A 23,253-nucleotide genomic window follows, 5' to 3' on the forward strand; every position below is an offset into this window, starting at 1 on the left:
ATGGGAAACGCACGGCCGGACGCCGGAGTTCGATCATAGGGATGAACCCTCTATAACCGAGCCCAACTAGGAGGACTCGTACAACCTGCGCGTTTGTCGAAATAGGTCGTTCGATTTAGAGTTTCCGCATATCATGACCAACCCTCACATTTCGGGAGGATTGATTGGAGTCGGAAACTGCAGGCGACCGTGGTGATGCAGACCTGGCCTGGGCGTTGCGCCGGCGCAGGAAGCCGCGGGTCATCATCGAGCCGGTCATTCCAGGGCTGCGCTTTGCGTTCTACGGCCGTATGTCCACCCATCGGCAGGACCGCCGAACGTCGCGCGGGTGGCAGCGATACAGCGCCGATGCGCTCATCGAAGGGCGCGGACGAATCGTCGAGGAGTACTTCGACGTTAACGTGTCGCGCTTGGTCGATTGGCCGCTGCGGCCTGAGGCCGCGCGACTGCTCGCCGATCTGGTCGACCCCGGCCGCGGCTTCGATGCGATAGTGGTCGGCGAGTACGCACGCGCGTTCAGTCGCCGACAAATTCGCGAGGTCGAACCTTACCTGCGCCAGGCCGGGGTTGAGCTGTGGCTGGCGGAGCTTGAAGGACCGGTCGACTTCGACGACATCGAGCATCGGCGGATTCTTGACGAGTTGGGCAGGCACTCTGCCCGGGAGTCCCAGCAGGCGCGTTACCGCACCCTTACCGCGATGGCGCAGATCATTCGCGATGAAGGGCGGTACATGGGGGGCCGCGTTCCCTATGGGTACCAGCTCGTCGACGCAGGTCTGCATCCTGACCGCGAGGATGCGCGGTGGGGTCGCCGTTTGCAGCGGCTTGGGCCGGATCCGAACACGGCACGACATGTTCAGTGGATATTCGATCGGCGCTTGTCCGGTGCCTCCACGAGGCAAATCACCGAGGAGCTCACCTGCCGTCAGGTTCCTACGCCCTCGGATGTAGATCCACGCAGCAGTCGGCGGCGAGCCTATGGCGAGTGGTCGGAGCAGACTGTCGTGAGGATTCTGCGCAATCCTCGCTACACAGGCCGGGCCGTGTGGGGACAGCAGCGGACTGAGCACGAGGTGACCCTGTCGGAGAATCGCGTCTTGTCGGACCGGGAGGTCCGTCGGCGTGTACCGGCGTCGGAGTGGACCTTCTCTGAGAGGGTCGCCCATCCACCGCTGGTCACCATGGAGGTCTTCGTCGCAGTTCAGGATGTGATCGCGGCACCGAGGCGCGATACCGAAAAGGTAGGCAGCACGCCACGGCTGTATCGGCTGGTCGGCCACATGTACTGCGAGTTCTGCGAACGTTCTATGGAGTCGCACTGGTCGCACGGCAAGCCTGCATACCGGTGCAAACATGGCGTCAGGAACCGCAACGCTCCTGTCCAGGAGCGCGTCAAGCAGTTCTATGTTCGCGAGGACGAGGTCTTGCGGAGGCTGGCCTGGTGCAACAGTCCCGACTTCCATGGACGTTCGCAGACCCAGATCATCGACGCGTTGCGTAGCTTGGACGCGGTGATCGTCTACGGTCCGACGAACATTGTTCTCGAATACGGGGAGGATGTCGTGACGATTCCCTGACCCCTCGAACACATTCCTGAGCAGTCGCAATGCTTCAGACGCCCTACCACGGAACGAGTCAGCGTTCCGTGGGGGATTTATGTGTCCGAGGGGGGACTTGAACCCCCACGCCCTATACGGGCACTAGCACCTCAAGCTAGCGCGTCTGCCATTCCGCCACCCGGACCGGTGGTGTCCGACCCCTCCCGCACACCTGCCCACATTCCCGCAGGTGTCCGGCCTCAGCCGCACGAGGCACAACGATACACGGTCCCGGTTGATCACGCACATCGGGTTACCGCCCGGGTATCGTGCCGCCCGTGACAGCTGACGTCTGGGTAGTCGCCGGCCCGCCTGGCGCAGGCAAGTCCACCATCTCCGACCTGCTCCTCAAGGCCCTCAACCCCACCCCCGCCCATCTAGACAAGGACGTCCTCTACGGCAGCTTCGTAGCCGCCACCCTCGCCGCCGCGGGCCGCCCGTTCACCGAGCGCGAAGGCCCCTGGTACGACGAGCACATCAAGATCCACGAGTACGGCGGCATGACCACCACCGCGCGAGCCATCCGCTCCCACGGCTGCCCCGTCCTCCTGGACGGCCCGTTCACCACCCAGATCCACGACCCGGCCCGCTGGGCAGCCTGGGTGGAAGACCTCGGCGGCGACCCGGTCCACCTCATCTGGGTACGCACCGACCCCGCCACCCTGCACGCCCGCCTGACCACCCGCGCCCTGCCCCGCGACGCCGCCAAGCTGGCGAACTTCGACACCTACACGACCACGATCCGCGCCGGCGTCGAACCGCCCGTCCCCCACCTGACGGTCGACAACCGCCTCGGCGCCCCACCCCTGGCCGACCAGCTCGCCGCGCTCCTGGCCGCCCGCGAGGCCCCGGCCACCGGCCCCTAGGCCGCCATCTCCTCCAGGTACGCCTGCGTCTCCGGATCAGTCGAATACATGATCACGCCGCGCATGCCCCGGGTCAGCAGCACCCGGTACGTGTTCCGGATCAGCTCGGCGAAGTGGCTGCCGTCAGCCCGCCGCACCGCCGGGTCCTTACAGTGCTCCGGCCGCGCCACCCAGCTGCCGCCCCGCCGCACGAAGTCCGGCCCGAAGATCACCCCAGCCCAGTCATACTCGAACCCCTGAGCGGTGTACACGCACCCCACCTGCCCGAACCCGCGCTCATCCGACGCCCAGAAATACGACTCAGGCGCGTCGGGCACCTTCTGTGCCGGTTTCACGTTCCACGGCCGCGCCCAGTCCCCGATCACCACGTCGTCGACGAGCACCGTCCGCCCGCCCCGCGTCCCCGGGTCGCTCCACGGCCAGCAGTACCCGGCCGCGATCCGCGCCGTCCCCGCGTGCTCCTGCTGCCGCCCCAGCAGCCAGGCCTCCAGCTCGGCCGGGGTCCGCGCGGTACGTACCGCGAAGTGCTCGTCCTCCCGGGTGACCAGCTTCGACCACGGCATCGCCGGGTCGCGGCGCAGGCCGAGCAGCCGCGCCACCCAGGCGTCGTAGAACTCCGACCCGCCGCACCGGTACTGCCCGTCGAGCCGCACCACCTCGACCTTGCAGCCCAGCCCCTCGGCGGCGTACCGGATGGCCGATTCTGAGCCCATCTCCCCCGGCCGCACGATCTGCTTCTCGTCGAGCAGGAACACCGGCACCTGCGCCACGTTGATCAGCTCTTCGATCTGCGGCCGCGCGGCGTCGCGCTTGGCCTTCGTGGTGTACCGGTTGACGCTGGTCTCCCGCAGCCGGTGCGCCTCGTCACAGATGATCACGTCCAGCGACCGGGGCCGGGCGTCGATGCAGTTGTTGAAGTAGGTGAACATGCTCTTCACCTGCGAGCTGCGCGCCCCTGCGATCTTGCGCATGGTGTTGGTGAACGCGCTCGACCCGGTCGCGTGCAGCACCCGCCGCCCCTGGCGGCTGAGCTCACCCAGCAGGCTCAGCGCGATCACGCTCTTGCCCGACCCGGGCCCGCCGAGCACGATCACCACCGTCTGCTGCCGCGCGTTCCGCGACCGCTCCACCGCCGCCTTCACCGTGCTGAACGCGACCTGCTGCTCGTCCAGCAGCACGAACTGCTCCCGCTCCCGGATCTCCTTGGCGGCAGCCGCCAGCAGCATCTTCGACGGCGCCAGCTCCGCGCCGAGCAGGTCCTCGGCTGCCTTCCGAGCCAGGTCGCGGTCTGCGGCCGGGTCCAGCCGCGAACGCAGCCGCTCCACCAGCGCCTGCTTCGCGTCGAGAGTGAACAGGGTGCCGTAAGCGTCCATCTGATACTGCCGGATGCTCCACACCCCGGTGTCCAGGGCGTTGTGCAGGTACGCGATGCCGTGGACGGTGTCGGCCCGCTCCGCCAGCATCGGCGTGAAGTCGACGAGCTGCTGGCAGTAGCGCCGCACCTGCTCGACCGGGTGGAGCACCGGCTGCGCGTAGTGCTCGATGCGCACCAGGTCCTCACCGGCCGGTTCGGCCCGGCTCCACTGCTTGAGCTCGACCACCACATACGACGGCAGCGCCGTACGCGGATGGACGCCACACAGGATCACGTCGGCGCGCTTGGGGCTGTACGGCAACTGGTGCTCCAGCAGCACCTCGACGTGCCCGAGCCCGGCGTCGACCAGGTCACCGAGGAACGCGGGCAGGCTGCGGTCCCACGAGCGCACCTCGGCGACGGAGACGCCGCTGTTCAGCGCGATCGCGGCCTGCTCGGCGAGCACGGGGATGAGCCTTCCGGCCTGGGCGTCGTCGAGCATTGCCGCGGCGGATTTGCGGACCAGCGCCACCGAACGTTCTCCCACCTGGGCACGTGTCATCACGTGCGGGTGGGGGCAGCAACGCGTAAAGCGGTGCCCGGCGGGCCGCCCGACCAGGTTACCGGGCGGCCGCGGCGCGCGCCGTACCCTGCCGGGCGACCCGGCTCAGTCCAGCGGACGAATGGTGCGGCGCTCGCGGTTCCGCGACATACGCGCACCGTTCGGTACGCGTTAAGTCGTAGTTATCCCCCGTCCCGGATGCTCGACCGGGCGTGAACCGGCTGCTCGCCCGCCCCTGCCCATCCGCGAGCGGAAGGACCGCATCTTGCGTACCTCCTGGCGAAACACCATCCTGACCACCGCGACCGCCCTGGCCGCCCTGGCCGTCGGCATGCCCGCCGCCCCCGCGTTCGCCGCGACCCCGAGCGTGCGCGTCAACGAGGTCGAGTCCAGCGGCGGCAGCCCCGGCGACTGGGTGGAGCTGGTCAACACCGGCACCACCGCGGTCGACCTGTCCGGGTGGATCGTCCGGGACAACGACAACTCCCACGCGTACACGATCGCCTCAGGCACGTCCCTGGCCGTCGGCGCGTTCCTGGCCCTGGACGTCGAGTCGGCGTACGGCCTGGGCAGCTCCGACTCCGCCCGCCTCTACCTGGCCGACGGCTCGACGCTGGTCGACAGCTACACCTGGACCTCGCACGCGAGCACCACCTACGGCCGCTGCGCCGACGGCACCGGCGCGTTCACCACGACCGTCGCCGCGACCAAGGGCGCCGCCAACTCGTGCCCGCCGCCCGCCCCGGTGACCTGGCCCGGCGGTTCGGCCGTCGCGGTCGCCGACGCCTCGAACGTGTTCGGCACGAACCTCAGCGGCCTGTCGTTCAGCAGCTCGACCGTGCTGTGGGCGGTCGACAACGGCCCCGGCAAGCTGTACCGCCTGATCCCGTCCGGCAGCACCTGGATCCGCGACACCGCGACCGGCTGGTCTTCCGGCAAGACCCTTCGCTACGCGAGCGGCAGCGGCGACCCGGACGCCGAGGGCGTCGTCAGCACCCCGGACGGCCTGTTCGTGGCGACCGAGCGTGACAACGGCAGCAGCGGCACCAGCCTGCCGAAGATCCTGCGCTACGACACCACGTCGACCGCGACCACGATCAACGCGGCCGCGGAGTGGAACCTGAAGGCCGACCTGCCGTCCGTGGACGCCAACAGCGGCCTGGAGGGCATCACCTGGGTCCCGGACTCGTTCCTGACCGCGCACGGCTTCTTCGACGAGCACACGGGCGCCGCGTACAACCCGGCCGACTACGCCGGGCACGGCAGCGGCCTGTTCTTCGTGGGCCTGGAGGCCAACGGCACCGTGTACGCGTACGCGCTGACCCAGTCCGGCGGCTCCTTCACCCGGGTGGCGACGTTCGGCAGCGGCTTCTCGTCGGTGATGGAGCTGACGTACGACGCGGCGACCGGTCACCTGTGGTCGGTCTGCGACAACACCTGCTCGGGCCGTACGGCGATCCTCGACGTCAACGCGCAGGGCCGGTTCGCGGTGACCGCGACGTACAACCGGCCGTCGGGCATGTCGAACTACAACAACGAGGGCTTCGCGATCTCCCCGCTCTGCTCCTCGGGCTCCAAGCAGGTGGTCTGGTCCGACGACGACAACGACGGCGGCCACGCCCTCCGCTCGGGCACCCTGAACTGCACCGCCTGACTGCGGTTGGCACAGCGCCACGACGAACACGAGGTGACGCCCCGCCGGCTCGGCGGGATGAGGACCTCTGACTTGGGTCAGGGGCATCCGCACGGTCGTGCTGATGCCCCTGACCTTCTCGTTCGTTCAGAGCGGGACGCCCGTTCAGGTGCCGCACGGCCCGGACGTGCCGGGGCGGCACCAGGCAGGTCACGCATCACGTCGTGCCGCTGCCTCCGAGAACGTCCAGACCCAGGACCGAGAGTGTCGCCACGCCCGTGGAGGGCGGCGCGGCACCATGCCTCGGCCGATCGTCACCGACGCCGAGCAGCCGACACACGGCCGCGTCAACGTCGGTGTCAGCGGCGATCGACAATTCGAGAACACCCGGTACGACGATCTCCGTGGCGAGCCGGCCGTCCTTGACCGACGCGACGACCGATATCTCCGCAGTGTCGTCCTGCCGAGCGTGAGCCGCCGGTGTGTATACCCGCGGCTGGTCGTCCAGCACCGCCTCGGTCGGAGGCTCTTCGTATGCCGAGATCGGCTCCGATGTCTCCTCGGCGGGTTGGTCTGCGAACTTCACGGGAAGCTCGGCCGCCGCCGCCTCGGCGAGGGGTAGGACCATTTCCACACCCCACACCGCTGCAGCAACGCCCAGGACCAGCACTCCGCTGACGAGCCCTACCGCCGTGACGCCATAGGGATTGACCAGGGGCGTGCCGCTCGCCTGGAGTTCGAGATACCTGCGCCGCACCGCCGTCCGCGCTCGAAGCATGAACAGCGGGCCGCGCAGGAACCGAGCATCCTGGTCAGCGTGGGCGATGATGAGGTGGAGATCCTGATCGACGCGCCGCATCTCGATGTCGCGATCCGCGTTCCTCCCGGGTTCGGGCGTGCGGCGCGGGTAGGGACGAGGGGGCATCAGATCACCACTCCGGCGAGTCCGGAACAGGGCTGCCGTCGACTCCCGGACCTCCCCTTCCGCCCCTGAAGTCTATGATCTGCATGATGGTCTGCTGCTGGAGGATCTGCTCCCATTCCTCGGTGGACTTGTCGTCACGGGTCACGTATCTCGCCGACGCAAGGTACGTGTTGGCGATGATCTTGCAGGCGTCCCGGTGCCTGATGGCCGGTGGCCCGTCCAGCTGCCGCTCGACATCCTCCACGCGCACGGCGTGAGTGGTCGAGAAGTGCATCCGAGTGTTCGACGACAGGTGCGCGAGGCCGGAAACCCGCCCGCCCACGACGCCGTTCAGAGTCTCCTCGACTCTTTTGCGGCGCTCCAGCACCGCACGGTACTTCAAGTCGATCACGGTGACGACGAGTGTCGCCGCCGTGATACCGATCGCGAGCTCCGCATTCATCGCAAACCTATCTAATGTGGGCGTCCGCTTCCGCCATCGCACGCCCGTACCTGATCCATTACCCGTGTGAACGACACCATCGAGGAATAGTCACGCAGCGATTTGTCAATGAATGATGCTTTAGTTGTTTATGCGCAATTCCTGGGAGGTGCTCATCGAACTCCCTGCAGGAAACGGAAGGAAGGGGCCGCAGGTCAGAGGGGGCGAAGCAGAACCGTCAGGGACATGGGGGCGGGGTGGAGCTCATACCGAGGCAGAGTGGCGGGGCCGCAGGAGCGGCTGCCGATGCCATGCTGGGCGAGGTCGACGTTGACCCACACGTGGTCGCCCGGGACCAGATCGGTGGTGTGGGCGGCGGCGTCGAGGTGTTCGCTGGTCCAGCGCCGTACGGTGAGGCCGAACGCCGGCTCGGCTTCCAGTCGCAGACCCCGTCCTCCGGCGTCGCGCAGTTCGGCCCAGCGGACATCGGCGCGGGCCCCGTTCTCCTGCGGGCGTACGTACGGCGTCTGCATCTGGTCGACAGACGCCCTGTACCGGCCGACCCGGGCGGCCTGCCGCGTGTCCGGATACGCCTCCCCCGGCCCGCGCCCGAACCACTCCACCTGGTCGAAGCCGCCCGGCAGCGCGAACCGCAGCCCGAGCCGGGGCAGCGCCACCGCCCACACCCCGTCCGGCACCAGCTCCAGCTGAAGCCGCAGCACGTCCCCGCACGCCGACCACCGGTACGTCGCCAGCAGTCCCGCGTCGATCGCCGCCGGTGCCACCCGCGTCCGCACCGTCACCGCCTCCCCGTCCCGCACCACGTCGATCACCCGCTGGTGCACCCGGTGCAGCCCGGCCCGCCGCCACTGCGGCGCCAGCAAAGGCACGTCGTTGTCGGTCGGCGCCCGCCACAGGTCCACCCGGGGCGGCACGATCTCGATCCCGCCCACCCGCACGACCTGCCCGCGCTCGTCGAACACGCCCGCCTCCGGCGCCCCGAACCCACCCGGCCCGGCCCCGTACCCGCCCGATCCGGCGGCCGCCCCCGAAGGCGCCACCGAGACCGCCGTACCACCGACCACCCCCGACGCCGCAGGACCGCCGACCCCACCCCCACCCCCGCCGAGTTGCCGGGCGATCGGGGCAATGGGCGCCCTTGATTCGCCCGATTGCCCGGCAACTCGGCCGAAGACCGGGACCGGGGACGGCTCGGCGGCGGGCCACTGGCCCCAGGCGATCTCGTGGCCGGCCGGGGCCCAGGGCGTGTCCTCGGCGAGGACCGCGCTGACGGTCCACCAGCCCTCCGGCACCCGGCCGAGGTCGGACGTCCCGGCGACGGGCGCGTGGTCCGGAGCAGGCAGGGCCACGGCGGCGCGCTGGCCTGGGGCAAGCGGCGAGCAGGGCAGCTCGCCGGTGGCCAGGGACAGGCCATCGACCGTGTACGACCAGCGCAGCGCCAGCCCGGACAGGTCGGTGTGGTCGTACCGGTTCTCGATGAGGGCGGCGCCGTCCGGGGTGGCGGTGATGCGGATGGGTTCGATGACCTTCTTGTATTCGAGCAGGCCCGGGGAAGGGGTCCGGTCGGGGAAGACGAGGCCGTCGCAGACGAAGTTGCCGTCGTGCAGTTCCTCTCCGAAGTCGCCGCCGTAGGCGTAGAACTCGCGGCCGTCAGGGGTGCGGGAGCGGATGCCGTGGTCGATCCACTCCCAGACGAAACCGCCCTGGCAGCGGTCGTACAACTCGAAGAGCTGCTGGTATTCGGTGAGGCCGCCGGGTCCGTTGCCCATGGCGTGGGCGTACTCGCAGAGGATGAACGGCATGGCGCGGCGCCGGGCGTCGAGTTCGGGGTCGTCGAGCGGCGGTTCGGCGCGCTGCCCGATGAGGGCGACTTCGGCGTGGTCGGCGTACATACGGCTGTAGACGTCGGTGTACCGGCAGCTGCGGTCGCCTTCGTAGTGCAGGGGCCGTCCGGGGTCCAGGGCGCGGACGGCGTCGGCCATGTGCCCGAGGTTTTCCCCGACGCCGGCTTCGTTGCCCAGGGACCAGAGCACGATGCTGGGGTGGTTGCGGTCGCGGGCGACCATGCGCCGGGCCCGGTCGACCAGCGCCTCGCGCCAGGCGGGTTCAGCGGTCGGGTTGCGCCGCCACCCGTTCTCCTCGAACCCGTGGGTCTCCAGGTCGCACTCGTCGACGACCCACATGCCCAGTTCGTCGCACAGCCGCAGGAAGTCGGGGTGCGGCGGGTAGTGGCTGGTCCGTACCGCGTTGATGTTGTGCTGTTTCATCAGCAGCAGGTCGGCGCGCATCAGGGCCTCGTCGACGACGCGGCCGCGGTCGGGGTCGAACTCGTGCCGGTTGACGCCCCGGAACAGCACCCGCCGCCCGTTGACCTTCAACACGCCATCCTCGATCGCGACGGTCCGGAACCCCACGTCGAGCACGGCCCGTTCGGTCGCGCTCGCGACCTCGATCCGGTACAGCCGCGGCGTCTCGGCGGTCCACGGGCTGACCGGCACGCTCACGCTCTCGCCGGACGCCACGGCCACACCCAGCTCGGCACACGTCACAGCCGCCATGACGGCGCCGGTGTCGACACACAGGGTCCCCAGCCCGGTGCGGTGGTCGTAGTCGGCGTGGACGGCGACGTCGGGCAGCCCGCCCTCAGGCCGGGCGAGCAGCGTGACCGACCGGAAGATGCCGGGCAGCCACCACATGTCCTGGTCTTCGACATAGGTGCCGGGTGACCACTGGTGGACGCGTACGGCCAGGGCGTTGCCGGTCGGGCGCAGCAGGTGCCCGACGGCGTACTCGCTGGGCAGGCGGCTGCCGAAGACGGTGCCGAGTTCGGTGCCGTTGAGCCAGATCCGGCCGCAGGAGTCGATGCCGTCGAACCGCAGCACGGCGTCGCCACTAGGCCAGTCTGCGGGCAGGTCGAAGGTGCGGCGGTGGTCGCCGGTGGGGTTGTCGGTGGGCACGTGCGGCGGGTCGACGGGGATCGGGTAGCGCACGTTGGTGTAGGCGGGGTGTCCCCAGGTGCCGTCGCGGCGGGCCAGGGGCCAGTGTGCGGGCAGGTCGATCAGGTCCCAGTCGCTGTCGTCGTGGCCGTCGGCGGCGAACGTGTCGTCGAGGTCGGCGGTGGGTGACAGGCGGAAGCGCCAGGTGCCGTCGAGGTTCAGGCGGGGGGCGTCGCTGGGGTGGTGGGCGCGCGGGGGAAGGGCGCCGGTCCCGGGGCTGATCGTCTCCAGGTATCGCACGTTGAACAGGTTTCAACATGATCCACCAGGTGTCAACAGTCCCCGGGACCGGCATCGGGCTTGCGCCGGATCAGGCGCGCGGCCCCCGGTCGGCGAGCTGCTTGGTGAGCTCGTAGGCGACCGCGTCGGGGCTGCTCGGGTCCAGGCACATCGGGTCGGTGGTCTGGTAGACGGGGCTGATCTCGTACGCCCGCTGCTCCAGCTTCAGCGCTTCCAGGTCGGCCGCCAGCCGGTCCGCCAGGTCCAGCTTGCGCACGCGGGTCAGCGCGAGGGTCTCGCCCTCCGGGTCGTCCACCGCCGTGATCTTGATGTTGCCGACGCCGGGGGCGTAGAACTTGCGCTGCACGCCGCCGTCGGGGTCCAGCGGGCTGGTCTCGTCGATGACGAGCACGTCGTCGTAGCAGCCGGTCGGCACGCACACGCCGTCCTCGTGGGTGCGGTGCACCTTCCCGCAGTCCAGGAAGTCGATCTCGGGCGCGGACCCTTCCAGGAACGACACGCCCTTCTTCGGCTTGCCGGGCACCAGCACCCCGCCCTGGGCGTCCTCCTGCCCGGTGATCCAGGTGTTCGGGGCGCCGGTGAAGTCCCCGTTCTCGTCGAACTCCTCCGGGTACTCCCCCAGCACCCACACGTTGCCGTGCTTGTCCTGGGCCTGGAACGCGAGCTCCGATTCGGCCACGACGCCGGAGTCGCTGTCGACGTCCCACAGCACCCGGGTCTTGACTCCGGCGATCTCCTTGACGAAGTCGGTGACGAAGAACGTGACCGTGTGCGGCTGCGGGGCGCCGCCGGTGTTGGCGAACCCCTGGAGCGTGTATTCGAAGCCCGAGCGCAGCGGGTAGAACTTGTTGTCGACGTCGGCGCCGTCGGGGAAGTTCTTGGGCTTGAACTTCGTCAGCGGCTCGCAGCCTTTCACGGCCGCGGCGGTTCCCGTGTCGGCGCCGGTGTCGTGGGCCGGGTGGGCCACTGCCGGGCCGGCGAGCGCCAGCATCGCGGCCAGTGCCGCCCCCGTGGCCGACCAGGCTGCCGCCGGCCGCCGCGATACCCCCGTGAACCCCGTCATGTGCTGGTCCTCCGCGTGCTGTCGTGCGCGCCGACCGTCCCGGCACGCGCCGTTTCGCACCATATAGGGGCTCGCGAGCTCAGCGAGGCTTTATGTCCTGTTTTCCACCAGCTGGGGGCCGAGCACGCCGGCCGGGTCGCGGTAGGCGCGGGCCAGCATCGTCACCCAGTCGTAGATCGCCGTCTCGTTCGGGGCGAGCGGTCCCGGGGTGTAGTGCGGCGAGGACATGCCGCGCTGCACCGACTCGCACGCCGCCCAGTCCTGCCGGTTGGTCACGTCCCAGAAGTCCACCGCGTACGCCGGGTCGGCGACCTTGTCGTCGAACAGCCAGCTGCACTCCACGAACGTCCGGTCGGCCGCCAGCGGCACCATCCGGTGCGCCATCACGTAGTCGGGGTGCAGCGACAGCAGCAGGTTCGGGAACAGTCCCAGGTAGCGGACCTCGCGCGGGTCGACGCCGGGCAGCATGACGCCGCGCGAACGCCCGTCCAGCGACATCGTCTCGGCGTGCTCGCGCAGCTGCATCGACCCGCCGAGCCAGTTGCCGGGCTCGTGCCAGTTGTCGCCGGAGGTCGGCGGGGTGACCGCGCACAGCTCAGGGTGGATGAGCGGGCAGTGGTAGCACTCGTGGTAGTTCTCGGCGATGATCTTCCAGTTCGCGCCGACCTCGTACCGGTGCACCGCCTTGACCGTCAGGTGCTCGGCCGCGTACGGCGCGACCAGGTCGTCCAGCGTGCCCAGGTGCTGCTCGAACGGCATCGCCGCGGCGCCCGCGTTGACGAACACCCAGCCGTGCCAGTCCACCGCGGGCAGCTCGACCAGGCCGAACGCGCGTGCCTCGAAGTCGTCGCCCATCCGGGGCGCGGTCCGCAGCGCCCCGTCCAGGTCGTAGGACCAGCCGTGGTACGGGCACACCAGCGCCCGCCGCTCGCACCGCTGCCCCGCGCCGAGCAGCTCGTGGCCGCGGTGGCGGCAGGCGTTGGCGAACGCCCGCACCTGCTCCCCCACGGTCACCACGACCGACACGTCCCCGACGGTGACCTGGTGCTGGTTGCCGTCGGCGGCCAGCTGCGCCGTACGGCCCAGGCAGGTCCACGATCCGGCGAACAGGTGCCGCCGCTCCCACGCCAGGACCCGCTCGTCGGTGTACGCGGCCACGGGCAGCATCCGCGACTGCCCGAACGGCCGCAGCGCGGCGGCCAGGCCGTCGGCGGCCAGCGGCGCCGGGCTCACCGCCGGGCTCCGGACTTCGTGTCGTGCAGCACCTGCCGGACCACGTTGCGGCCCGGGATGCCGGTGACCCCGCCGCCGCCGTGGGTGGCCGATCCGGCCTGGTACAGGCCCCGGATCGGGGTGCGCAGGTCGGCGTAGCCGGCCGCCGGGCGGCAGTGGAACATCTGCCCCGGGGTCAGCTCGCCGTGGAAGATGTTGCCGCCGACCAGGCCGTACTCGGTCTGCATCTGGTGCGGACCGATGACCTGGCGGCCGAGGATCGAGCCGGTGAAGCCGGGGGCGACGGCCTCCATCCGCGCGACCAGGCGGTCGGCGTAGGCGTCGAGCTCGGCGGTGTGCGGCTCGGCGGCCCAGGTGTGCGGGACGTACTGGGTGAACATGCTGACCACGTGCTTTCCCTCGGGAGCGAGGGTGGGGTCGAACACGGACGGGATGCAGACGTCGGCGAACGGCAGCGTCGCGGCGCGCCCGGCGGCGGCCTCCTGGAACGCGGTCTCGACGTCGTCGAGGGACTCCGACAGCACGATGGTGCCGCCGTGCACGTCGGGGTCGAAGTCGGGGTGGCTGGTGAACACCGGCAGCCGGTCGACGGCGAAGTTGACCTTCACGGTGCCGGAGCGGGTCTGCCAGGCCTCGATGTCGTCGATGAAGTCGGCGGGCAGCTCGGCGCGGTCGACCAGGTCCAGGAACGAGATCTTCGGGTGCGCGGTGGTGATCACCGTGGCCGCCGCGATCTGCTCCCCGGAGTCCAGGGTGACCCCGGTGACGCGGCCGCCGCGCACGTCGATGCGGGCCACGGAGGCGTTCGTGCGGATCTCGGCGCCGAACGCGCGGGCCGAGGCGGCCATCGCGGCGGTGACCGCGCCCATACCGCCGCGCGGGAAGCCCCAGGCGGCGGCTTGGCCGCCGGTCTGGTCCAGGTGGTGGTGCAGGGTGACGAACGCGGTCCCGGCGCTGCGCGGCCCGCCCCAGGTGCCGATGACGCCCGACACCGACAGCAGCCCCCGCATGGCGTCGGATGCGAACCGGTGCTCGACCAGGTCGGCGACGCTGGCGGTGAACAGCCGGGTCAGGTCGAACACCGCCCGGGTGTCCATGCCCCGCACCTTGGCCAGCAGGCCCGCCTGCGCGAGCAGGTCGCCGGGCCGCTTGGAACCGAGCTTCGGGGGTATGGCGTCCAGCAGCGGCCCAACCTTGGCGCCCAGCGCGCCCAGCCACGCCTCCCACCGCTCGTAGGCGTCGGCGTCGGCCTTGGAGAACTTGGCGATCTCGGCGTGGCGGCGGCCGGGGTCGGCCAGCAGGTGCAGGTGGCGGCCGTCGCGGCGGGGTGCGAAGTAGGGGCCCTGCGGGTAGACGTGGTAGCCGTGCTCGGCCAGCCTCAGGTCGGCGACCATGTCCGGCGGCAGCAGGCTCACCACATAGGACAGGGAGGTAACCAGGAAGTCGGGGCCGAACGGGCGTTCGGAGACGGCGGCGCCGCCGACGATCTCGCGGCGTTCCAGCACCAGCACCCGGCGCCCGGACCGGGCGAGGTAGGCGGCGGCCACCAGACCGTTGTGGCCGCCACCGACGATGATCACGTCGTACGTCACCCGGAGAGTGTGCCTGACTGACCACTCAGTTGGGAAGAGCACGTTCGACATGCGTAATATTTATGCTGATGATTTAAACTGGCGCACTCCCGCCACCGCGGCGCCCCCACCCGGATCGGCGTTTCGCACCTCATCCGGCCCCGCCGCCCGGTTGAATGGGCAGGGTGAGGGGCCGCCGATGCTCGCCGTACTGATGCTGGGCCTGGTGCTGGTCGCCTGGGCGGTCATCGCCCGCCCCGCCCAGCGCTACAGCGTCACCGTCCCCATCGCCATGGCCGCCTCCGGCATGATCCTCACCAGCGGCACCCACCCGCTCGTCGACGTCGAGCTCACCGGCGCCACCGTGCGCCACCTGGTCGAGCTCACCCTCGCCGTCGTCCTGTTCACCGACGCCACCGACATCAGCACCACCTGGCTGCGCGCCCACGCCGGCGTCACCGTCCGGATGCTGTTCATCGCGTTCCCGCTGACCGTGCTGCTCGGCTTCCTCGCCGCGATACCGCTGCTGGCCGGTGCCGGCTGGTGGGTCTGCGCCATCACCGCCGTCGTCCTGTCGGCCACCGACTCGACCCCGATCACCCCGCTGCTGCACGACCAGCGCCTGCCCGGCGACCTGCGCCAGACCATCACCGTCGTCAGCGGCCTCGACGACGGCCTGGCCGCGCCCCTGCTGCTCATCGTGCTCGCCGGGGCCGTCGGCGGCGAGACCATCCCCGAGGTCCTGCTCGAACTGCTCATCGCCCTGGTCGTCGGCCTGGCTCTCGGCTACGCCGGCGCCCGGCTGCTGCACCTGGCCCGCCACCGCGGCTGGAGCACCCCCGACGCCGAGCGCGTCGGCCTGCTCGCCCTGGCCATCGCCAGCTTCGCGCTGGCCTTCGTGCTGCACGGCAACGGCTTCGTCGCCGCGTTCGCCGCCGGGCTGACCGCCCGCGCGACAGCACCCGACCTGCCCCGTGCCGCCCTGCAGACGTGCGAGGACACCGTGTCGGTGCTGTCGGCGGCGGTCTGGTTCGTGTTCGGGTCGCTGGTCGTGCCCGCGTTCACCGACGGCCTGGACTGGCGGGTGTTCCTCTACGCCTTCGCCAGCCTCACCGTGATCCGGATGGTCCCGGTCGCGCTGGCGCTGATCGGCACCCGCCTGCCCCGCCGCGAGGTCCTCGCCCTGGGGTTCTGGGGACCGCGCGGCCTGGACAGCATGGTGCTGGGCATCATCGCCCTGGAGCAGCTGCGCGGCCTGGACGCCGACTGGGTCGCCGACATGGTCGTCGTCGTGATCGGGCTCAGCATCCTCGTGCACGGGCTCAGCACCCGGCTGTTCGCCGACCGGTGGGCGCGCCGCGAGGCCGCGGTGCTCAGCCCCGCGCCTGCAGCGCCACCGTCGCGATAGCCGACTCGACCCCCTTGACCAGGTCCCGCAGGTCCTGCGGCATCCCGGTGCGGACCTGCTCCAGCCGGTCGCGGGTGGCCGGGTTCGACAGCATCGGCACCACGATCGACACCCCGATCGCCGTGGTCAGCGAGCACAGCAGGGACGCCGGGGTGTCCAGCGTCTCGCTGGGGCGGCCCAGCAGGAAGCCCAGCCGCACGACCGAGCGGGTCGCCTCGGTCGGGTCGGTGGCCGGGTAGCGGATCTGGGTGCGGCCGGTGAGGCTGCGCGCGGTCTCGCGCCGGACCACCCCGCGCAGGCCCAGGCGGTGCGCCACGACCTCCTTGATGTCGGTACGCAGATGCTGGATCCAGTTCTGCACCGGATGCCCCGTGCCGACCCGCTGGAGCTCGGCGACCACCTGGTCGTTGACGGCGTCGCCGTTCTGGCGCGCGGTCCACGCCGCGACGCGGCCCGACTCGATGACCAGCGTCCCGCCGAGCACCAGCTCCGCCAGCGCGGCGGCGGCCAGCCCGCAGGACAGCACATCATTGTTGATCTTTGTTTTGCCGCTGTACTCGTCGTGGCCGATGAGGAAGAGCTCGTCGGCGAGCGCCAGGTCCATGCGGTCCTCCCGAAACGGGTGTGGTGTGGCCGGGTCCGACCCGGCCACACCACGGTGATGATGGTGTCAGCGGTACTGCGCGCCCAGCGCCCGCAGCCGCGCGTGCACGCCCTCGTACACGCTGGTCCGCCCGAGGTAATCCTTGGCCAGCTTGGCGACCATCGTGTAGTTGGTGTCGACCACGTTGCCGACCGGGGCCTCACCGGCCTGGGTGACCAGCTGGAGCGAGTCCAGCAGGTCCAGCCCCGTCAGCTCCGACACCCAGGTCACCAGGTCGTGCTGGCTGATCCGGTACGCGTCCTCCAGCGGCCGCGCCGACCCCGTGGAGATCAGGTGCGTGTCGGACTCGATGCGCGGCCACGCCGTGGCCACACCCTTGATCAGCTCGACCGCCACGACGGTCTCCATCGCGGCCTCGACCGCGACCCCGGAGACCTCGCCCTGGCCCTGCCGGGCGTGGCCGTCGCCGACGCCGAACAGCGCGCCCTCGACGTTCACGCCGAAGTACACGGTCGTCCCGGCCCGCAGCTCCGGGGTGTCCATGTTGCCGCCGTGGGCGTCGGGCGTGATCGTCATCCGGGACTCGAACGCCCCCGGGGCCACGCCGACGGTCCCGTGCATCGGGTCCAGCGGCAGGTCCACGGTGAAGTCCGAGTTGCGCGCCGAGTAGCGCACGATCCCGGCGGCCTTGTCGATCTCGTACACCCAGACCCGCTCCTCCAGCGGCGGGTGCAGCATCGCCGTGTGCGAGGTCGCCGTCAGCGCGCCGAAGTGCGGGAAGGTGCTCGACACGGCCCAGTCGCGGGCCGGGGTGATGGAGACGAAGTGCAGGGCGAGGGTGTCGCCCGGCTCCGCCCCCTCCACGTAGAACGGCCCGGTGACCGGGTTGAGGTACGGGAAGGTGCACACCTGGGAGGGCAGGTCGCCGAAGCCCCGCACCAGGCCGCCGAAGCAGTCCTCGGTGCGGATCTTCAGCACGTCCCCGGGGCGTACGCGGGCCAGCGGCTTGTTCGGGCCGAAGGTGTACGCGTACTGCTCCGGAGTCGGGTTGAACTCGTAGAACTCGCTCACGCGGCGTCCGCTTCGTCGCCACCCATACCGGACAGCTTCGGCCGGCGGCCGACGACGTACAGACCCACCAGGACGATCAGGCCGAGCAGGACCCAGATGCTGCCCCAGATCTGCGTGTAGACCTTCATGTTGATCAGGACGGCGACCAGCAGGGCGATGCCGGCGATCGGCACGACCAGGTGCAGGAAGTAGTTCTTGCTGCCGTTGCGGACCACGTAGTGCCAGATGACCGAGGTGTGCAGCAGCAGCCAGGCGAACATGGCACCGAAGTTGACCATGGTGCCGAGCAGCGTGATGCTGTCGTACTCCTTCTCGGTCAGCGCGTACAGCGCGGTGCCGGAGATGGCCAGGGAGACCACGGCGGTGAGCAGCACCGCGTTGACCGGCGAGGCGTGCTTGGTGGAGACCTTGGCCAGGAACTTCGGCAGCTGCTTGTCACGCGCCATGGCGAACAGCAGGCGCGACAGCGCGGTCTGGGCCACCATCGAGTCCGGCAGGCCCCACGCGATCGCGGTCGCGGCCAGGCACAGCGTGGCCAGCCACGGCGCGCCCGCGGCGGCCGCGGCGGCGTCGTAGAAGGCGGAGCCGACGACACCGGCGTCGGTGGTCTCCAGCAGCGCCTTGGAGTCGGTGAACAGCGACGCGACCCAGGTCTGCGCGATGAAGATGAGGCCGGCCAGCATCAGCACGACCGACATGGCCCGGCCGACGGTGCGCGAGCCGCCCTTGCTCTCCTCCGACAGCATCGAGATGCCGTCGAAGCCCAGGAAGCTCAGCGCCGCCACCGACACCGCGCCCAGCACCAGCGAGAAGCTGAAGTTGTCGCCGTTGAAGAACGCGCCCGTCCAGTCGCCGTTGCCGCGGCCCGAGGCCAGGCCCGCGATGCCCGCGACCAGGAAGATGCCGAGCACGATCAGCTCACCGGCGATCATGATGTTGATCGCGACGGCGGTCAGGCGGATGCCGAAGTAGTTGACGATCGCGTTGATGGCCACGAACGCGACCAGCCACACCCACGGCGACACCGACGGGATCGCGCCCTCCATGGTCACCGACGCGACCAGGTACAGCAGGCCGGGGACCAGGAAGTAGTCCAGCATGATCGCCCAGCCGGCGAGGAAGCCCGCCGACGGGTGGATGCCGCGGCCGGCGTAGTTGTACACCGAGCCCGCGATCGGGAACGCCTTGACCATCTGCGCGTACGACGAGGCGGTGAACAGCATGACGACCAGGCCCGCCAGGTACGCCAGCGCCACCATGCCGCCGGAGGCCTGAAACACCTGGCCGAAGATGGCGAACGGCGCGATCGGCACCATGTAGATGAGGCCGTAGAACAGCAGGTCGGTGAAGCTCAGCGACCGGCGCAGCTGCGGGGTGTACCCGAACTTGCTGAGCTCAGGGTCGCCGGGCGGCGTGGTCGGCAGCGACCCCTCCGCTTGCGGCGTCAGGACAGACATGGCAGTGCCTCCTGTGGTATTCGGATGTCTGATGTTCGACGTTTGTGTGGCGCGGCGCGCGCGCCTGCGATCCCATTTGCAAGTACGCCGAGCTGGTCGGGTAGATCTCCGATCCGGACAACTAGTCGGTACGGCTAGTTGTCCGTGGCCTCCAAAGCGGCCAAAGCATCACGTACGAACGGATGAGTCTGCGCCGCTGAAGCGTCCGCCAGCACCATGGCCAGCAACTGCCGCGCATCCGCCGGTGGAAGTCCATCGGCGTCCTTGCGCCTGCGCCGCCGCCCGTCGCTGGCCTGCTGCTCGGCCCGCACCCGCGGCCACAGCACCGCCAGCACCCCGCCGGTCTCCAGCGCCTCGTCGCACCGGCGCGCCAGATCCTCCGTCGGCCACCGCTCCCCCGACTCGACCTTGGCGATCATGGCCTCGCTGTGCGGCATCGCCTGCGCCAGCTTGCCCTGTGACAGCCCGCGCACACCGCGCCACCAGCGCAGCTGGTCGGCGAAGTCGCGCGCCGCGGAGATGGTCTCCACGCGGGCGGAGGTCTGTGTCACTTCGTCCTCCAAGGCCATGTCCATGCCAGACAGCTCGGCCCCACGTGATCAATCCGAGAATCGTCTGACAGTAAACAACACCCACCGGACCTCGGCCAAGGCGACGGAGAGACAAAAGATCAGGGCAGCTGGGTTAACCAGCTGCCCTGATCTTCTTAACCGCAGGTTACCGCCGAGTGATCACGGCCGATGCCGCACGCCTCAGGAGCAGTACTGCGCCTGCTTGTTGATCACCTTGTACGGGCAGTCGGCCGCCTCGGCGAACATCAGCACAGCCTCCTTGTTGCGGCTGGTCTGCGCCGGGATGACCTCATCCGGCGGGTAGAAGCCGCCACCGGAGCCCGACGAGCCCGGGTACATCTCGAACGTGAACGCGAAGATCTTGTGCGTGCCCCACATCCAGTCGATCGAGGTGCCGTCGGCGATGTAGAGGTCGCTGGACTGCTCCGGGGTGTACCCGTTGGTCGCCGCCATCTGCTGGCCCAGCGTGGCGAACGTGTTGTACTGGTCGGCCGTCATCCCGCTCGGGTTGTTGGCCGTGGTGTAGCCGAACGGCCACAGCACCAGCTGCGAGTACGTGTGGAAGTCGATGTTGGCCTTGATCTGCTGCACCCCGCCGACGACCCGGCTGTTGACGAAGTTGCGCAGGTTCGTCGTCTCCGGCGCGGAGAACGACGACGGGCCGCGGTAGGTCTCGCTCGACGTGGAGCCGCTGGAGCCGCCGCAGCAGCCCCACTGGTAGGACCAGTTGCGGTTGAGGTCGGTGCCGACGTTGCTCGACCCGCTGTTGGGCTGGCGGTTCTTGCGCCACGACCGGTAGGAGCCGGTCGCGATGTCGTACTCGCCGCCGTCGGGGTTCATGTCCGGCACGATCCAGATCTCGCGGCTGTTGACGATGTTGGTGATCCGCGTGTCGGTGCCGTAGTTGTCGGCGAACAGGTGCAGCACGTAGAGCGCCATCTCGACGGTCAGGTGCTCGCGCGCGTGCTGATGCGCGTTGATGAGGATCTCGGGCTCGTTCTCGTCGGTGGCGACGTTGTCCGAGATCTTGATCAGCGGCATCGCCCGGCCCTGGTACGAGTTGCCGATGGTCGACTTCGACATGATCGTGGGGTGCGCCGCGACCAGCGAGTTGATCTCAGTGGTCATCTCGCTGTAGTCGTGGTAGTTCGAGTCGGCGGACGGGAACGCCTGCGCGACCGCATCGGGCGCCTTCGGCAGCGCCAGCTCGGTCAGCGTGAAGCCCAGCGCCTTGATGGCCTTGGCCTCGGCGGTGGTCGCCGTGATCTCGATCTTGCCGTCGACGACGGCGTCGATCGAGGCACCGGTACGGGCGATGGCGTTGCGGTCGGCCAGGGTCTTGGGACCGTTGACCACATACTGCGCCGAGCTGACGATCGGCTCGGCGCTGAACGGGGCGCCCTCGGCCGGCCCGGTCAGGACCAGGGAACCGAGCAGCGCCGCAGCGGATACGAGGACGGTCAACCGTCGTCGCATGAATGCCTCCTGTAGGGGGTTGAGGAGGCTCCCAGCAGACCATCAGGAACATGGTCATTGCAATATGTCGATCATTAAATGTGATTGACGGCGGTCCCGGCTGCCGCGACATCACCGGCCCGGCGACAGCAAACGGGAATACCGCCCGGCAGCCGGACCGCCGAGCGGGTAGGCTCGGCGACGATGAAACTGGTACTGGACCTGCACGAGATCTTCAACAAAGGACGCGACATCGAGCGCGCCCTGAACGACATCATGGCCGAGGCGGTCGCCAAGAAGGCGCCGATGATCGAGATCATCCCCGGCAAGGGCTCCGGCGCGCTCAAGAAGACCGTGCTGCGGTTCCTGGAGCAGAAGGAGATCAAGGCCATGTACCACCGGGTCGAGAAGGACTCCAAGAACTTCGGCCGCCTGTTCGTGCACTTCAAGCACACCAAACCCGGCCGCAAGTAGGCCCACCGCCCCGATCTTGCGGGGTGGCGCCCGCGCCGGGCGTACGGCAGCATGGGGCGCGTGCCGTCGCCGACCTCACTGTCCGACATCCGCGCCGAAGCGCTCGCCCGCCGCGACCGCGGCGACCTCAGCAGCGCCCGCGCCCTGCTGGAACAGGCCCTCGACGCCGCCACCATGACCGCCGGCGAGGACCACCCCGAGGTGCTGGCCACCGGCCACCTGCTCGCGGGCCTGCACCGGCAGTCCGGCGACCTGTCGGCAGCCCGCCGCGTCCTGGAGAACGCCCTCTACGCGGGCGCGCACCGGCACGGCGACGACCACCCGGTGCTGCTGGCGATGTCGTACGACCTGGCCGAGATCGCCGACGAGCTCGGCAACCGGCACGAGGCCCGCCGCCACTACGCCCGCATCGCCGCGTACGGCACCGCCGCCGGGTTCGACCCGCAGCGCATCGCCGCCGCCCAGGCCTGGCTCGGCCCCGGCTCGGCCGAGACACCCCGCCCGGTCGCACCCGCTGCCCCCGCCACTGCGGCCACGCCGCCGCCCGCCGAGCGTGACGAGCCCCGCGAACTTCCCAGCGCCCCGCCGGCGTGGCCGCCGCTGCCCGCCGCCGAGCCCCGGCCCGAACCGGAGCTGCCCGCGCTGCCCCAGCAGCCCCCGGCCCCGCAGCTGCCCGCCGCGACCGAGCCGGTGCTCGCCACGCCGCCCGCGCCGGTCCACCACCCAGTGGAGCAGGACGAGCCGGTGCCGCCGCGGCTGCTGCAACCACTGCCCGATCTGGACCTGCCGCACCTGCGCCGCCCCGGTCAGCCCACCGTCCCGGCGCCGCGCCAGCCCGCCGACGACCATGTCCACCAGCTCCCGCCACCGGCCCCGGCCACCGACGAGCCGCAGCACCGGCGACCACTGCCACCGGTCCACCCGGCCGATCCGCAGCCGCGCCAGCTGCCGCCGGTGCAGCCGGTCGATCCGCAGGCGCGCCAGCTGCCGCAGCCGGTCCAGCCGACCGAGCAGCCGCAGCGTCAACTGCCGCCGCCGGTCCAGCCCGTCGATCAGCCGCGGCGCCAGGTGCCGCAGCCGGTCCAGCCCGTCGAGCCGCAGTACCGGCAGCAGCCGCAGGCGGTCCAGCCGGTCGAGCGGCCGGAATACCGCCAGCCTCAGCAGCCCGCGGCCGTGCCCACGGCCATGCCCGCGCCGGTGGTGCTGGCCCCGGCCGGGCCGACCGCCGCGCCGCCGCCGGCGCCGCGCGGACGCGGACCGGTGATCGCGGCGGTCACCGCGGCGGTGGTCGCGATCCTCGCCGCGGCCGTCACCCTGGTCATGGTCGTGCTGCCGCGCCAGGACGACCCGCAGTCGCCCGGCACCGGCGTCCAGGGACCGGCCACCGACCTGTTCCTCACCGAGCACAGCGACAAGATCACCCTCAGCTGGTCCGACCCGTCCCACGGCATCGCCGCACAGTGGATCCTGGTCGGCCGCCCCGGCGAGGAGCTGCAACGGTGGGCGTCGCCGCAGAACGGGGTGACCGAGTTCACCTTCGACGGCCTGAACCCGAAGTTCGACTACTGCTTCGCGGTGATGAGCATCTACTCGACAGACGACCTCCGCCGTTCGGCTCCAGTCTGTACAAATCGTACGGACAAACCCTCACCGACCAGTTGACCAGCTCCGCCTGAACTTTCCCCCGTCACATGCAGCGCCTAGGATGACGGCGGCTTCATGGACGAAC

General features: G+C 70.1%; 17 protein-coding genes, 1 tRNA gene and 1 pseudogene. 6 read left to right on the forward strand and 13 right to left on the reverse strand.

The window, feature by feature from the left end:
• Positions 1 to 164 precede the first annotated feature (164 nt).
• Positions 165 to 1,577: a recombinase family protein gene (locus Cs7R123_RS31710; protein ID WP_212831996.1), complete on the forward strand. Its 1,413-nt coding sequence runs from the start codon at positions 165 to 167 to the stop codon at positions 1,575 to 1,577.
• Positions 1,578 to 1,659: 82 nt separating this feature from the next.
• On the opposite strand, the gene Cs7R123_RS31715 is transcribed toward Cs7R123_RS31710, so the two are convergent.
• A tRNA-Leu gene (locus Cs7R123_RS31715) sits at positions 1,660 to 1,743 on the reverse strand.
• Between the two features lie 133 nt (positions 1,744 to 1,876).
• On the opposite strand from Cs7R123_RS31715, the gene Cs7R123_RS31720 reads away from it, so the two are divergent.
• Positions 1,877 to 2,464 carry an AAA family ATPase gene (locus tag Cs7R123_RS31720; RefSeq protein ID WP_212831998.1) on the forward strand — a complete coding sequence of 196 codons (588 nt, stop codon included), beginning with the start codon at positions 1,877 to 1,879 and terminating at the stop codon, positions 2,462 to 2,464.
• Here Cs7R123_RS31720 and Cs7R123_RS31725 read toward each other — a convergent pair.
• Positions 2,461 to 4,365: a DNA/RNA helicase domain-containing protein gene (locus Cs7R123_RS31725; protein ID WP_244872261.1), complete on the reverse strand. Its 1,905-nt coding sequence runs from the start codon at positions 4,363 to 4,365 to the stop codon at positions 2,461 to 2,463. The two genes, Cs7R123_RS31720 and Cs7R123_RS31725, sit on opposite strands and share 4 nt — an antisense overlap.
• A 280-nt stretch (positions 4,366 to 4,645) precedes the next feature.
• Here Cs7R123_RS31725 and Cs7R123_RS31730 point away from each other — a divergent pair, with 280 nt between their 5' ends.
• Positions 4,646 to 6,034 carry a lamin tail domain-containing protein gene (locus tag Cs7R123_RS31730; protein ID WP_212832000.1) on the forward strand — a complete coding sequence of 463 codons (1,389 nt, stop codon included), beginning with the start codon at positions 4,646 to 4,648 and terminating at the stop codon, positions 6,032 to 6,034.
• Between the two features lie 196 nt (positions 6,035 to 6,230).
• Here the strand turns inward: Cs7R123_RS31730 and Cs7R123_RS31735 are convergent, their stop codons facing one another.
• The 6 genes from Cs7R123_RS31735 to Cs7R123_RS31760 form a co-directional block, all read right to left on the reverse strand.
• The gene (locus tag Cs7R123_RS31735; RefSeq protein WP_212832001.1) at positions 6,231 to 6,938 is read right to left on the reverse strand and encodes a hypothetical protein; all 708 of its coding nucleotides are present in this window, start codon (positions 6,936 to 6,938) and stop codon (positions 6,231 to 6,233) included.
• 4 nt (positions 6,939 to 6,942) lie between these two features.
• Positions 6,943 to 7,380: a hypothetical protein gene (locus Cs7R123_RS31740; protein WP_212832002.1), complete on the reverse strand. Its 438-nt coding sequence runs from the start codon at positions 7,378 to 7,380 to the stop codon at positions 6,943 to 6,945.
• 194 nt (positions 7,381 to 7,574) lie between these two features.
• On the reverse strand, positions 7,575 to 10,616 hold the full coding sequence (locus Cs7R123_RS40905) for a glycoside hydrolase family 2 TIM barrel-domain containing protein (RefSeq protein ID WP_212832003.1): 3,042 nt from the start codon (positions 10,614 to 10,616) through the stop codon (positions 7,575 to 7,577).
• 70 nt (positions 10,617 to 10,686) lie between these two features.
• On the reverse strand, positions 10,687 to 11,679 hold the full coding sequence (locus Cs7R123_RS31750; protein ID WP_212832004.1) for a hypothetical protein: 993 nt from the start codon (positions 11,677 to 11,679) through the stop codon (positions 10,687 to 10,689).
• Between the two features lie 90 nt (positions 11,680 to 11,769).
• Complete coding sequence (locus Cs7R123_RS31755; RefSeq protein ID WP_244872262.1) at positions 11,770 to 12,912, reverse strand: aromatic ring-hydroxylating dioxygenase subunit alpha; 1,143 nt, start codon at positions 12,910 to 12,912, stop codon at positions 11,770 to 11,772.
• Positions 12,909 to 14,504, reverse strand: a complete 1,596-nt coding sequence (locus tag Cs7R123_RS31760; RefSeq protein ID WP_212832005.1) for an NAD(P)/FAD-dependent oxidoreductase — start codon at positions 14,502 to 14,504, stop codon at positions 12,909 to 12,911. The genes Cs7R123_RS31755 and Cs7R123_RS31760 overlap by 4 nt, the downstream gene beginning before the upstream one ends.
• A 178-nt stretch (positions 14,505 to 14,682) precedes the next feature.
• On the opposite strand from Cs7R123_RS31760, the gene Cs7R123_RS31765 reads away from it, so the two are divergent.
• The gene (locus tag Cs7R123_RS31765) at positions 14,683 to 15,891 is read left to right on the forward strand and encodes a sodium:proton antiporter (RefSeq protein ID WP_212832011.1); all 1,209 of its coding nucleotides are present in this window, start codon (positions 14,683 to 14,685) and stop codon (positions 15,889 to 15,891) included.
• Here Cs7R123_RS31765 and Cs7R123_RS31770 read toward each other — a convergent pair.
• The 5 genes and pseudogenes from Cs7R123_RS31770 to Cs7R123_RS31790 all read right to left on the reverse strand — a co-directional run.
• Positions 15,857 to 16,495: a GPP34 family phosphoprotein gene (locus Cs7R123_RS31770; protein ID WP_212832013.1), complete on the reverse strand. Its 639-nt coding sequence runs from the start codon at positions 16,493 to 16,495 to the stop codon at positions 15,857 to 15,859. The genes Cs7R123_RS31765 and Cs7R123_RS31770 overlap by 35 nt on opposite strands.
• Before the next feature lie 66 nt (positions 16,496 to 16,561).
• Positions 16,562 to 17,566: an acetamidase/formamidase family protein gene (locus tag Cs7R123_RS31775; RefSeq protein WP_212832014.1), complete on the reverse strand. Its 1,005-nt coding sequence runs from the start codon at positions 17,564 to 17,566 to the stop codon at positions 16,562 to 16,564.
• Positions 17,563 to 19,023, reverse strand: coding sequence for an APC family permease (locus Cs7R123_RS31780; RefSeq protein ID WP_212832017.1), 1,461 nt, complete (start codon positions 19,021 to 19,023; stop codon positions 17,563 to 17,565). The genes Cs7R123_RS31775 and Cs7R123_RS31780 overlap by 4 nt, the downstream gene beginning before the upstream one ends.
• A 134-nt stretch (positions 19,024 to 19,157) precedes the next feature.
• On the reverse strand, positions 19,158 to 19,598 hold the full coding sequence (locus Cs7R123_RS31785) for a helix-turn-helix transcriptional regulator (RefSeq protein WP_212832019.1): 441 nt from the start codon (positions 19,596 to 19,598) through the stop codon (positions 19,158 to 19,160).
• Between the two features lie 183 nt (positions 19,599 to 19,781).
• Positions 19,782 to 21,071 (reverse strand): annotated as a pseudogene (locus Cs7R123_RS31790) (M14 family metallopeptidase); the annotation flags it as partial.
• Between the two features lie 183 nt (positions 21,072 to 21,254).
• Between Cs7R123_RS31790 and Cs7R123_RS31795 the strand changes: the two are divergent.
• Together Cs7R123_RS31795 and Cs7R123_RS31800 are read left to right on the forward strand one after the other, a co-directional pair.
• Complete coding sequence (locus tag Cs7R123_RS31795; protein ID WP_212832023.1) at positions 21,255 to 21,524, forward strand: Smr/MutS family protein; 270 nt, start codon at positions 21,255 to 21,257, stop codon at positions 21,522 to 21,524.
• Between the two features lie 60 nt (positions 21,525 to 21,584).
• Positions 21,585 to 23,186, forward strand: a complete 1,602-nt coding sequence (locus tag Cs7R123_RS31800; protein WP_212832025.1) for a tetratricopeptide repeat protein — start codon at positions 21,585 to 21,587, stop codon at positions 23,184 to 23,186.
• The last annotated feature ends 67 nt before the right edge of the window (positions 23,187 to 23,253 follow it).

It is taken from the genome of Catellatospora sp. TT07R-123 (genome assembly GCF_018327705.1).
Lineage (GTDB): Bacteria > Actinomycetota > Actinomycetes > Mycobacteriales > Micromonosporaceae > Catellatospora.